This window comes from Helicobacter sp. 11S03491-1 (assembly GCF_002272835.1).
Lineage (GTDB): Bacteria > Campylobacterota > Campylobacteria > Campylobacterales > Helicobacteraceae > Helicobacter_J.
The window spans coordinates 1-12,516 of sequence record NZ_MLAO01000014.1; the positions used below are offsets into that span (position 1 = coordinate 1).

General features: G+C 32.9%; 10 protein-coding genes. 3 read left to right on the forward strand and 7 right to left on the reverse strand.

Annotated elements, in window-relative coordinates:
• Nucleotides 1–124: 124 nt before the first annotated feature.
• Entirely contained in the window at nt 125–2,095 is a 1,971-nt protein-coding gene (gene abc-f, locus BKH45_RS08210; protein ID WP_095275004.1) for a ribosomal protection-like ABC-F family protein, read from the reverse strand.
• A gap of 124 nt (nt 2,096–2,219) precedes the next feature.
• On the opposite strand from abc-f, the gene BKH45_RS08215 reads away from it, so the two are divergent.
• The 3 genes from BKH45_RS08215 to BKH45_RS08225 are packed head-to-tail and all read left to right on the forward strand — an operon-like array spanning nt 2,220 to nt 5,461.
• Nucleotides 2,220–3,476 carry an aromatic amino acid transport family protein gene (locus tag BKH45_RS08215; RefSeq protein WP_095275005.1) on the forward strand — a complete coding sequence of 419 codons (1,257 nt, stop codon included), beginning with the start codon at nt 2,220–2,222 and terminating at the stop codon, nt 3,474–3,476.
• Nucleotides 3,477–3,490: 14 nt separating this feature from the next.
• Nucleotides 3,491–4,726: an aromatic amino acid transport family protein gene (locus tag BKH45_RS08220; RefSeq protein ID WP_095275006.1), complete on the forward strand. Its 1,236-nt coding sequence runs from the start codon at nt 3,491–3,493 to the stop codon at nt 4,724–4,726.
• Between the two features lie 51 nt (nt 4,727–4,777).
• On the forward strand, nt 4,778–5,461 hold the full coding sequence (locus BKH45_RS08225; RefSeq protein WP_095275007.1) for an MqnA/MqnD/SBP family protein: 684 nt from the start codon (nt 4,778–4,780) through the stop codon (nt 5,459–5,461).
• Here the strand turns inward: BKH45_RS08225 and BKH45_RS08230 are convergent, their stop codons facing one another.
• From BKH45_RS08230 to BKH45_RS08255, 6 genes are all read right to left on the reverse strand, one after another.
• The gene (locus BKH45_RS08230) at nt 5,462–6,313 is read right to left on the reverse strand and encodes a hypothetical protein (protein WP_095275008.1); all 852 of its coding nucleotides are present in this window, start codon (nt 6,311–6,313) and stop codon (nt 5,462–5,464) included.
• 136 nt (nt 6,314–6,449) lie between these two features.
• On the reverse strand, nt 6,450–7,739 hold the full coding sequence (locus tag BKH45_RS08235) for an N-acetylmuramoyl-L-alanine amidase (protein WP_095275009.1): 1,290 nt from the start codon (nt 7,737–7,739) through the stop codon (nt 6,450–6,452).
• 4 nt (nt 7,740–7,743) lie between these two features.
• Nucleotides 7,744–8,835, reverse strand: a complete 1,092-nt coding sequence (locus BKH45_RS08240) for a nitronate monooxygenase (RefSeq protein WP_095275010.1) — start codon at nt 8,833–8,835, stop codon at nt 7,744–7,746.
• Between the two features lie 18 nt (nt 8,836–8,853).
• A complete protein-coding gene (gene tyrS / locus BKH45_RS08245) occupies nt 8,854–10,104 on the reverse strand; it encodes a tyrosine--tRNA ligase (protein ID WP_095275011.1) in 1,251 nt (416 codons plus the stop codon).
• Between the two features lie 9 nt (nt 10,105–10,113).
• Nucleotides 10,114–12,258, reverse strand: coding sequence for a RelA/SpoT family protein (locus BKH45_RS08250; protein WP_095275012.1), 2,145 nt, complete (start codon nt 12,256–12,258; stop codon nt 10,114–10,116).
• Nucleotides 12,259–12,273: 15 nt separating this feature from the next.
• Nucleotides 12,274–12,492, reverse strand: a complete 219-nt coding sequence (locus BKH45_RS08255; protein ID WP_095275013.1) for a DNA-directed RNA polymerase subunit omega — start codon at nt 12,490–12,492, stop codon at nt 12,274–12,276.
• Nucleotides 12,493–12,516: the final 24 nt, after the last annotated feature.

A 12,516-nucleotide genomic window follows, 5' to 3' on the forward strand; every position in this document is an offset into this window, starting at 1 on the left:
AGAGATATTGTTGGAAATGTTCAATGCCCCACTCATATTGGAGTTATCCAAAGAGATAGTGTTAGTCCCTCCGGAGTTGGTGATGTTCCCTGAAATGATTGATCCGCCCGAAGCATTAATAGTGTTATTGGAGAGATTGATTTTTTTCTTCTAATAAAAAATATCTCTCAAGTTTAACTTCCAGATCTGATCTGGTTGTTTCTAATTCTTTGGCAATTGTATGAATCCCTTTAGTTTTATAAATCTCAGGATCGCTTAATTCCAGCTCTAAGGTTTTGATAGCATTTTCTAATCTTTCAATCTCAATAGGCAATCCTTCTAATTCTCTCAAATCTTTATAGCTTAGTTTGGTAGTTTTTTTAAAATTCCCATTGGAATCTTTTGAGTTGGCTCTTTCATTAGTATTTTTTGATCCTGTTTTTGTCTCTTTGCAAGCAGCTTCTAGAATCCTGTATTCTTGCAATTCTTTTTGTATATCCAGATATTGACTCCAATTTATATAACTTTCTTCACAAACTCCATTACCTTTAAATATCAATAACTTATGGGCAATTTTATCAACAAAATAACGATCATGACTGACAAAAATAAGAGCTCCTTGGAAATGCCGGAGATATTCTTCAAGCACATTAATTGTAGCAATATCCAGATCATTTGTAGGCTCATCAAGCAATAAACAATCGTATTTTTGGGCAAATAAAAGCGCCAAAGCCACGCGATTTTTCTCACCCCCACTTAAGAAAGCGATCTTTTTATCTAAAAATTCCTTAGGAAATAAAAAATTTTTCAGATAACCAAACACATGCATATTTTTCCCACTCACCTCAATATGATCCCCGCCATTAGGACAAAAAGTTTCTAATAAATTTTTATCCTCATCAAGCATAGCTCTATGCTGGTCAAAATAGCCAATTTTCATCTCTCCTTGTTTGATAATACCGCTATCTTGCTTGATCTCTCCGAGCAAAATCCTTAAAAATGTGGATTTCCCACTCCCATTTTTACCCACGATAGCGATTTTATCTTTTTGCAAAACTCTCAAAGAAAGATTTTGGATAAGAGGACGCCCCTGAATATATTTCACAAGATTTTCACATTCAAAAAGCATTTTTTTAGTATTTTTACCTTCATCCCGATTAAAATGTTTTTGTTCCCTCTCAAGCTCAAGACGCATTTTAGCAATCATACCGGGATTACTCTTAATTGTTTTTCGCATTTCTAATACCCTTGCCTTGCGCCCTTGATTACGCTTCCTTCTTGCTTGGACACCCTTTTGAAGCCATTGTTCTTCACTTTTGAGAAGTTTTAGAAGATGTTGGTGTTCTTTGGTAAGATGACTTAAAATTTCTTCCTTTTTTTGTAAATAATTACTATAGCCCCCCTCAAAATCTCTCAGTCTCCCCTCATCAATCTCTACAACCCTGTGGGCAAGGGTTTCGATAAAATATCTATCATGACTAATAAATACGACGCTACCTTGAAGTAAGGCAAGGGTTTCCTCCAAAAACTCTACCATTTCAACATCTAAATGATTGGTTGGCTCATCAAGAATAAAAATATCTGCCGGCTTTAAAAGCATTCCGGATAAAGCTAAACGTTTTTGCTCTCCTCCACTAAGAGTATTTGCCAAACGATTGGCAATATCTGAGAGTTCAAATTTTTGTAAAATTTCTTCTACTTTATTGTCTAAATTCCATCCATGATGTTGTTCTATAAACTCTATAAGCTTTGCTTGTTCTTCTAACATTTCCTTACAAACACTATTTTTGGCCATTTGAGTATTTAAAAAAGCAAGTCTTTCATGAGCATTTTTGAGATCCTTGAGACTATCTTCACAAACATCTCTCACGCTCATAAAAGCATCAAAAACAGGATTTTGAGGCAAACTTAAGATTTTAATATTATTTTGGATAATACATTCGCCCTCATCAGGATCTAATTCTTGAGTTATTATCTTTAAAAGGGTAGATTTTCCACTCCCATTTTTACCCACGATAGCGATTTTTTCACCTTTGTTGATAGTAAAATTCACATCTTTTAAAACTATCTTATAGTCATATTGCTTGCAAATCCCCAATAAACTCACTAATGCCATTACTTTCCTTTAGAGATTAAAAAATAAAATCATACCAAAATATCAATCTTCTAAAATCTCATTGCATTTATTTCCATTTTTTTAATTTTTATCATAGAATTAAGCTTTTAATATAAGGACAAAAATGAATCCCCATCAATGGAATAAAATTGATACTCGATGGATGTTTGCACTTTTTGGTACTGCTGTGGGTGCAGGAATTTTATATCTCCCAATCGAAGCAGGAAAAGCAGGGATTTGGCCTATTATTATGATGTGTTTATTTGTTTTTCCTATGACTTTTCTAAGTCATAGAGCGCTAAGTCGTTTGGTGATTTCTGATTGTGATCCGCAAAAAGATATTACTCATGTTGTTGAAGAATATTTTGGAATAGGATTTGGAAAAATTTTAACAATACTTTATTTTATCTCAATCTATCCTATGTGCCTGATTTATGGAGTAGGACTTACTACCACAATCAATGAGTTCTTACACCGCCAACTCCATATTTCTTTTATTCCGGATTTTATTACTGCTTTTATAGCCATTACATTTATGTTTTTAGCTGTAGCTATCAATGAAAACTTGATGTTAAAACTCTCTTCTTGGCTTATCTACCCCTTAACTGCTATTTTATTTATTTTTTCGCTTTATTTAATTCCTTATTGGAATTTTAAAGCTTTTTCTTATGTTCCCGGGACATTAGAATGCATCAAAATTTTGTATCTAAGTATCCCTGTGCTTGTTTTTGCATTTGACTATTCGGCTGTAATTTCATATTTTTCTTTGGATATGAAACAAAAATATGGAAAACATGCACCCCATAAATCTAATCAAATTCTCTTTAGAACTTCTATGATGCTTGCTTTTTTTATTATGTTTTTCGTTTTTAGTTGTGCTATGTGTCTTGATTTAGAAGAATTTGAGATTGCCCATCAAAGCAATATCACCATTTTGTCTTATTTTGCCAATAAATTTGATAATCCTTTTATTGCTTATGTGGGACCTATTGTTGCCTTCAGTGCGATTGTTACTTCATTTTTCGGGCATTACTTGGGGGCAAGAGAGGGGCTTAATGGGATGATTTACAAAGAATACAAACACAGAGGCAAAAAACCTGATATGAAAAAAGTGCAACTTTTTAGCAACAGTTTTATTTATATCACCATGATTGGAGCTATTTATGCCAATCCAAGCATCCTTGATTTTATCGAAAGCTTAGGGGGTCCTATTATTGCCATGATTTTATTCTTATTGCCAATGTATGCCATTTATAAAGTGCCTTCAATGAAACAATTTCAAAAGCCATTGAATGACTATTTTACCATTATTATTGGCGTTATGGCTACTTCAGGAATTATTATTGCGCTTATACGTTCTATCATCAATCAACTTACTTAAAGGAAAAGGAAGAAATGAAACATCAAGAAAAACTCAAATTCAATAGTCTCGATATAGGATGGGTAATAGGATTATTTGGTACTGCTGTGGGTGCAGGAATTTTATTTTTACCTATTAATGCAGGGATGGGAGGATTTTGGCCTATTGTAATTATGACACTCCTAATTTTCCCTATGACCTTTCTAAGTCATAGAGCGCTAAGTCGTTTTGTGCTTTCTGCAAAACACCCTGACAAAGATATTACCCATGTTGTCGAGGAACATTTTGGAGTAGGATTTGGAAAATTAATTACCATTCTTTATTTTTTTGCAATCTATCCTATCTGTCTGACTTATGGAGTAGGCATTACAAATACTGTGGATAGTTTCCTTACTTATCAAATGCACTTAGAGCCTACAAATCGGCTTTTGCTTGCCTTTATACTCATTAGCGCAATGATGTTAGTCATGTCTTTTGGCGAACGTGTAATGTTAAAAATTTCTCAAGCATTGGTATATCCTTTAATTTTTGCACTCATAGCTTTTTCGCTGTATCTAATTCCTTATTGGAAAATAGATTCCCTTTTGGATATACCATCTTTTGACCATTTCATGAAAGTTATGTGGATTACACTTCCGGTGCTTGTATTTTCCTTTAATCATTCTCCTGCTATTTCAGCCTTTTCTCTGAATATACGCAAAGAATACAGATCAAATGCTTCCAAAAAATCTAGTCAAATTTTATTTGTCACTTCAGGTTTATTGCTTATATTTGTAATGTTTTTTGTTTTTAGTTGTATTTTATGCCTCTCCCCTAGCGAACTTCAAGAAGCTAGAGAATTAAATATATCTATTCTCTCTTATTTTGCTAATAAATTTGATAATCCTTTTATTTCTTATTTAGGACCCTTAGTTGCATTTACGGCAATTGCGACTTCATTTTTCGGGCATTACTTGGGGGCAAGAGAGGGACTTAACGGTATTATTTGTAAATATACCCATCAAAAACAGCCTGGCAAAAATGTCAAAAACTTTACACCATCTTTTATCTATATTACGATGATCGGAGTAGCTTACATAAATCCTAATATATTGAGTTTCATTGAGAGTTTGGGGGGTCCTATTATTGCTATAATTTTATTTTTATTGCCTGTATATGCCACCTACAAAGTACCTTCACTAAAACATTTTGCCAACCCGCTTGCAGATGGATTTATTGTTATTTTAGGACTTTTCACAATTTCTGCAATTTTATATAAATTTATCATTTAATTATTATTTTTAGCTACAATCTTTCAATTTTAGTTTAAATTGGAGATTGGAATGCGCTTTGGAAAAATAGATTATCTTAATCTTGCTCCTTTTGATGTTTTTATTAAATCCTATCCAATGACTTCAGGATTTAAAAAGTTTTTACAATCAAAAAAATCTTATCCATCCAGGCTCAATAAAGATTTTTTATTCAAAAGAATTGATGCAGGGTTTATTTCATCTATTGCTGGTTACCAATCCTCACTCAAACACAAAGTTACTCTTTCAGGGATTATCTCAAAAGGAAGCGTATGGAGTGTATTTGTAATACCCAACCCTCAATCAGAAGATTATCAATCTGCTACTTCAAATGCCCTATGCAAAGTACTGGATCTTAAAGGAGAAGTCTTAATTGGGGATCGTGCCTTGAGGTATCGCTACAATGGGGGTGAACATATTGATATGGGTAAGTTATGGTATCAAAAACAACATTTACCCTTCGTATTTGGGAGATTGTGTTTTAATGCTTATGGAGATCTTTATAAACACATTTCAAGAAAATTCAATCACAAAAAAACAAAAATTCCCTATTATATTCTCACACAATATGAAAAAAAGACAAAAATTCCAAGAGCATATATTCTTGAATATCTTAAGCATATCTACTATAAAATAGGACCCAAAGAACGCCTTGGGCTCAAACGTTTTTATAGACAACTTTTATTCAAAAAAATCAAAAAACCCTCTAGATTCTAGCTATCTCTTAATAATAATCTGAGACATCCACTCTCCAATATAACCCAAAAATGCCAATAAATAAAAAGCCATTCGCGCATTATAATAACTCCCTACTTGAGAAAGGATATTTGAACAAAGCAGGCATATCAATATCCCCATTATCAACAATAACATATTGGCATATTCATAAAAATTAAAGAGATCTTTGCGCATCAAAAAAACACGCAAAAAAAGCATCAAAGAAATACAAAAAATTAAGAAATCAATATATAAAAAGGAGTTGCTTTTGTCATAATAAGGCTGAAAAGCTGAAGCTAATAAAACAATAATGCAAATATTTATTGATGGGCAAAAAAATGCAAGATATCTACCAAAAATATTTCCGGTATTAAGATGATAATTAAAACCATATAATATTAAAGGAAAAATGAGAAAGAATAAATAAAAAAATCCTGAAATTAAAATATATTTAAAATTATTTACCAATAAACTCCAAAAACTTAATAAATGTAAATTTTCATCAGCTACGACCATTCGTAATGCTGCAGTATTGGAAGGTTCTGTGAATCCTAAATTAAATATAAAAACAAAAACAAAAAAGATAAAAATTCCCATTGCAATGATTCGATGTAAAAAAGTACCTTCATTATTCCAAATTGATAAAATCAAATACCCTATAGATATTATAATAATACAAAAATAAAAAAAGATGGTTATATTCTGATAAGCCCTCTCATCCCTGGTTAAAATCAGAAATAATTGAGAAAAGATTTCGCTAAATTGAGAAACCAAAAGAGCCAGCATGCTAAAAATAAAAAATAAAAAAAATATAGATGAAAAAACAACTTGATAAATATTTGTTTTATTCATTTGTCTCCCTTAGCGATTTTTGCAGAATAACCTAAAATTGTTGAATAATAAACATTTTCATATTATTTATCTTTTTTGCTAATTCTTGGCTAAATTCCATTGATTTTATGCCCCTAAGAATCAAAAATCATCTTTCTTAGTGATTTTTAGCAAAATAGCCATCAATGCCATCTGCTATACCTTTGGCTAAAAATCTTTGATAGCGCTTATCATCAATTCTTCTAGCTTCCAGAGGATTAGAATTATAGCCTATCTCAATCAATACTGAAGGCATCAATGCACCTGCAAGCACCCAAAAAGGTCCTTCTCTCACTCCTCCATCCACAATGCCTTGATAATTTTTTCTCAATTCTCGTAAAATGCCAAATTGTATATCAATTGCAAGTTTATTGGAAGCTATGAGACGGTGAGAGTTTAATGAGTTCAAAAAAGAAAACTTTGAAAAATAATTCATCACATCAACATCATCTTTGTTTTCCAATTCTGCAACTTTTCTTGCACGCTCACTCCTTGCAGTAGAGAGAAAATAAGTCTCAATACCTTGTGCACTATTAGCAGATGTTTTAGGGACAGAATTGGCATGGATAGACACAAACAAATCCGCATTTTTTGCATTTGCAAAATCCGTCCTCTCTTTGAGATTGATATAAACATCTTTTGTTCTTGTCATGTAAGTAATGTAACCTTTTTTTTTCAATTCTTGTTCCAAAAATTTTGCAACACTTAAAACAATTGCCTTTTCGCAAACTTTTGTAACCCCCATTGCACCACAATCTTTGCCACCATGACCGGGATCTATAACAATACGATATTTACTTGGAGGATTAGGTAAAGCAGTAGATTTTGACTTAGAATGTATGGAAGATTTTGGATTGCTTGATTGAGTAGAATTTTGAGGTTTTAAAGAGCGAGAGGGATTTGTCTTGGGGAGAGTTTTGGAAATGTTATTTTTTGAGGGATTTTTATGGGTAGGAAGAGAATTTTGATGTATTTTATTTGAGACAGAAGGGGTTTGCTTGGATTTGGATAATTGCGAGACAACAGGAGGAGATTTTTGAGTATCTGTATCCGGGAGCTTATCAATCACGCTAATATAAAGATGTTTTTCCATGATTTTTGTTCTATAGGTGCTATCTTTATTGATTTTAATCACAATACGAACAATCTCAGGAGTATTTTGTGCGATTGATATTTGAGTTTTGTTAGAAAATTGATAGCTTTTTTTAGGAATAACCAAAATTGCTTTTATATCTAAAAAACTTCTAAAATCCTTAAGCGTATGTTCTTGAATAGGTATTTTAGAAATATCTTGATTGAAGGTAATACGAACACTACTGCTTCCAAAAGAAACTATCTGAGTTATTTTTAATTCTACTCCAAAACAAAATCCCGATAAGCACAGCAGAAAAATCAGGATTCGCCACACACACTTACTCCTGTGTTAGCTCATGAATGAGTTCTTTTACGGTGATTATTTTTTCAATTCGATAACCATTGGCCCCACTAAAATAAAGACCTTCTTGTTTGTCGCCCAAATGTCCCTTACCCAAACTATCAGCTATGCAATAGCCCACCGCTTTTGCCTCAATACCTCGATGACATGGAGAAACACAATTACTAATACATTTGACTTTAGGGGCATTACCTTCTTGAAGTCTGCGAAGCACACCGATATTAATAGCCCTAGCCGGATATCCCACCGGAGATTTTACAAGTTTAATATCCTCTTTTTTGATATAAGGCAAGATTTCAGAATATGCCTTTGCATCACATTCTTTTGTCCCTAAAAATCTAGTCCCCATCTGCACGCCACTTGCACCTAATGATATCATCTTCTCAATATCTGCTCTATCCCATATCCCACCAGCTGCAACCACCGGCATTCCTCCCCAATTTTTGGCTTCTTCAACAATTTGGGGTACAAGATTTTCTAACTGAAATTCTTCTTTAAAACAATCTTCATACTTAAAACCTTGATGCCCTCCACTCAAAGGTCCTTCAACGACAATAGCATCGGGAATTCTTTTGTATCGCTCCTCCCATCGCTTGCAAATAATGCGCAGAGCCTTTGCAGAAGATACGATTGGAATAAGGGCTACATCAGGAAAATTTTTTGTAAATTCCGGCATATTGGTTGGAAGCCCTGCACCTGTAACAATGATATTTGCCCCTGCTTCGCAAACATCCCTAACCACTCTTCCATATTCGTTGATTGCATATAAAATATTAGCTCCTAATGGATTATTCCCACATATTTTTCTTGCATTTTTAAATATTTCATTTAATGCATATTTAGAATAAAAATTAATAGTCTCAAAAGGCTTGGAAGAAACGATCTTTTCAACGAATTGCATTTTTTTGTAATAACCTGTTCCCACAGCGCTAATAATTCCTAATGCACCTTCTTTAGAAACATTCCCGGCTAATTCATCCCAACTGATACCAACCCCCATACCTCCTTGAAATATGGGATATTTTATAATATGTTTCCCAATTTTTAACGGCTTTAGCACTGTATTCATTTAGTCGTTTCCCTTAAATTATTTGATTATAGCTCTTAAAAATTTTCTCTTTCCTATTTGGATAATATATTCTCCTGATTCAAATTTATAGTCTTCCTCAATAATTTTTTGTTTATTTATTTTTAATCCTCCTCCTTTTATATCACGCCTAGCTTGAGAAGTTGAAGGGGCGAGATTGGCTAATTTTAACAATTGACAAATCCATATGCCCCTCTCAAATTCCATTTCCACAATCTCACTTGGGATCTCATCTTTTCCAAATACACTATCAAATTCTTCTTTTGCACAAAGAGCTGCATCTAAAGTATGGTATTTTGTAGTTATTTCCAAGGCCAAATCTTCTTTTACGATCTTTGGATGTAAGCTACCATCACATACTCCGGCTCTTAAATCTGCTATCTCTTTAAGAGTTTTGACACTTAAAAGATCATAATATTTCCACATCAATTCATCAGAAATGCTCATCATTTTAGCATACATTGAATTAGGTTTTTCTGTAACGCCAATATAATTTCCCAAACTTTTGCTCATTTTATTGACGCCATCGAGTCCTTCAAGCAATGGCACTGTTAAGACAGATTGCTCTTTATTGAGTCCATAAGCCCTTTGCAAAGTCCTACCTACAAGCAAATTGAATTTTTGATCATTGCCTCCAAGCTCAATATCACATTTGAGTGCGACTGAATCATACCCCTGCAAAAGGGGATACATAAATTCGATAATACTAATAGGACGATTTTCTTGATAACGTTTTTCAAAATCATCTCGCTCAAGCATTCTAGCCACCGAAAACTTGGAAGTTAAATCTACCAATCCTCCAACGCCCAACTCATGAATCCATTTGGAATTAAAACAAACTTCAGTATGGTTAGGATTGAGAATTTTAAAAACCTGTTCTTGATAAGTTGCGGCATTTTTTTTAACTTCTTCTTTGCTAAGTTGTTTTCTTGTTTCGCTTTTGCCACTCGGATCTCCAATAGTCGCTGTAAAATCACCGATCAAAAATTTTACATCCCCACCATATCTTTGAAAAGTAGCTAATTTTTGAATCAGAACCGTATGTCCTAAATGCAAATCAGGAGCTGTAGGATCAAACCCGGCTTTAACAATAAATCTTTGTTGGGTTTGATAATATCCGGCTATCAAAAAAGCTATATATTCCTCACCGATAAATTCAGCACAACCTCTTTTGATTTCTGCCATTGCTTCTTGGACTTTTTCTCTTAGGGTAGCATCAAGGTTTGAATCTGGTTTATATTGGTTATCCATCGGTATTCCTCAGTTTTGATATGCATCTTTTAAACTTGTAAATTCTATCACTTTATATTTTCTAATGATTGATTCTTTGAGTGGTTTTATATCTTTTAATCCGGTTTCAAATAAAATCTCACAATGGGTAGAAAACTGACTTTTATATCCGGAATAAGAAAGCCCAATCACATTGCAATCATTCTTTGCTAAAGTAATTAAAAAATTTGCTAATGTGCCTTTTTTATCTTCTAAAGCAACAATTACCTTAAAGGCTTTTTTTATTTTTTTTGCCCATTCTACAAATACCATAGGAATACCCTGATTGATTTCTTCATTCAATTTATCACATAATTTATGATGCACAAATGCTTTTTGACCATTTATTATAGCTAAAATTTCATCACCGTATTTAGGATGACAACAATAATCAAACAACACTTCATTTACATTTCGATTGGTATAGATCACAAAATTTTCCAAATCAATTTCTCTAATTTTAAGCATATTCATTCTAATTTTAGCGAAAAAGCTTGATTCTGTGTTGAAACTTTGCTTGATTTTGTTTTTCAACTCTTGCAAAAATCCTATATCTTTTGTTGCTCTATAGATAGAATTATCAAGCCCTTTCATGGAAATATATCTTTCAAATATTTTATAATTTTTACTAAAAATAGTTGCCAGAATATTAATAGCGCTTTTTCTCTCTATTTCACGAATTTGATTTTGACGTTGCAATCTCAAATGACTTTTTGCTTTTGAAGTTTTAACCGCATCTACCCATGTGCATTTGGGCACACTCTGCTCTACTGCAACAATTCTAACAATATCTCCACTTTTCAAAGTTTGCAATAAAGAAGCTTTTTGATTGTTAATATAGGCTTCTTTAGCATTATTGCCCAATTCACTATGAACTGCATAGGCAAAATCAAGCGCTACCGCTCCTAAAGGCAAAGAATACGTATCTCCGGCAGGAGAAAAAACAATAATATCTTCTTGATACAAATCATTTTTTGCAAGCTCATAAAACTCTTCAATCGTATTATTTTGATACTGCAAATTATTCAACCATTCCAAACTGGGAACTATACCCCCGCTTTTATATTTCCAATGAGCAGCTATCCCGTATTCAGCGCTTCTATGCATATCAAAAGTGCGGATTTGAATTTCATAAACAGAAGATTCATCAAATATCGTAGTATGGATAGTTTGGTAACCATTTTCTTTTGGCAAGGCAATATAATCTTTAAATCTTGAAACAATAGGCTTGAAATCCAGATGTATAATCCCCAAAACCTTGTAGCATTCAATGGGATTTTTTACAATAACCCTTACTGCCAATAAATCAAGGATTTCATCAATACTTACACCTTTTCTTTGCATTTTTAGATAGATTGAATAAGGTCGTTTTACTCTGCTTTCTATAAGAAAATCGGAATCTGAAAATCCGTTTGATAAAAGCATGCCTGTTAGTTTATCAATAAAATGATTGAGTCTAAGTGTTAGGGATTGTTTATTTTCCTTAAAATAATTTTGAATTTTTTCATACTCTTGAGGAAATATATAATGAAACCCCTTGTCTTCAAGCTCATTTTTTATTGAAGAAATGCCTAATCTATGGGCAATAGGAGCATAAACAACCAAAGTTTCTTCAGAAATACGGATTTGTTTTTCATGAGGAAGTGCCTCAAGAGTAAGCATATTGTGCAATCTATCACTAATTTTTATTACCAATGCCCTAGGATCTCTAATAGCAGCAACAAGCATTTTTCTAAACGAGAGAGCAGAAGTAACAAGTTTTTGACTAGGATGATTAGGACTTAGTTCTTCTTTTCGAATTTCAACAATTTTGGTAAGCGCATCAACCAAAACAGCTACATCATCACCAAATTCACGTTTAACCACTTCAATATCACACATTGTATCTTCAACAACATCATGGAGAAGAGAGGAGCAAATCATAGCTTCATCCCCTCCATAAAATGCAACAATACAAGCTACACAAATTGGATGGACAATATAAGAATGCCCACTTTTTCTTTTTTGTCCTTGGTGATATTTTGTAGCAATATCAAGAGCACTTTGAATCTTGTGAGTAACTTTTGTTAGACCAAAAAGAATATCTATTGCTTCTTTTTCTGTGCTAATGTGCTTTAAGGTATCAAAAAATTCCAAATTTTAATATGCCTTTTATAGATTTTTTTCATCAATTCTATCGATGCTTATCTTACCCTCAGCAATTTCTTTCATCGCAATATCAGAAAGTTTATTATGTTTTAAATCCATATCTACCAAAGGCTTCGCCCCTGCACACAATTGCTTAACTCTGGAAAATACCAAGTTAGAAAGCAAATACCTGTCATTACCAATTTTTTCCAGTGCTTTTGCTACGATTTCTTCTGTTCTCAAGTTTTATCCTTATTTTAAAATTTG

Bases quoted from the DNA above. Each gene is read 5' to 3' on its own strand.
- abc-f (WP_095275004.1), bottom strand. From the start codon at position 2,095: ATGGCATTAGTGAGTTTATTGGGGATTTGCAAGCAATATGACTATAAG.
- BKH45_RS08215 (WP_095275005.1), top strand. From the start codon at position 2,220: ATGAATCCCCATCAATGGAATAAAATTGATACTCGATGGATGTTTGCA.
- BKH45_RS08220 (WP_095275006.1), top strand. From the start codon at position 3,491: ATGAAACATCAAGAAAAACTCAAATTCAATAGTCTCGATATAGGATGG.
- BKH45_RS08225 (WP_095275007.1), top strand. From the start codon at position 4,778: ATGCGCTTTGGAAAAATAGATTATCTTAATCTTGCTCCTTTTGATGTT.
- BKH45_RS08230 (WP_095275008.1), bottom strand. From the start codon at position 6,313: ATGAATAAAACAAATATTTATCAAGTTGTTTTTTCATCTATATTTTTT.
- BKH45_RS08240 (WP_095275010.1), bottom strand. From the start codon at position 8,835: ATGAATACAGTGCTAAAGCCGTTAAAAATTGGGAAACATATTATAAAA.
- tyrS (WP_095275011.1), bottom strand. From the start codon at position 10,104: ATGGATAACCAATATAAACCAGATTCAAACCTTGATGCTACCCTAAGA.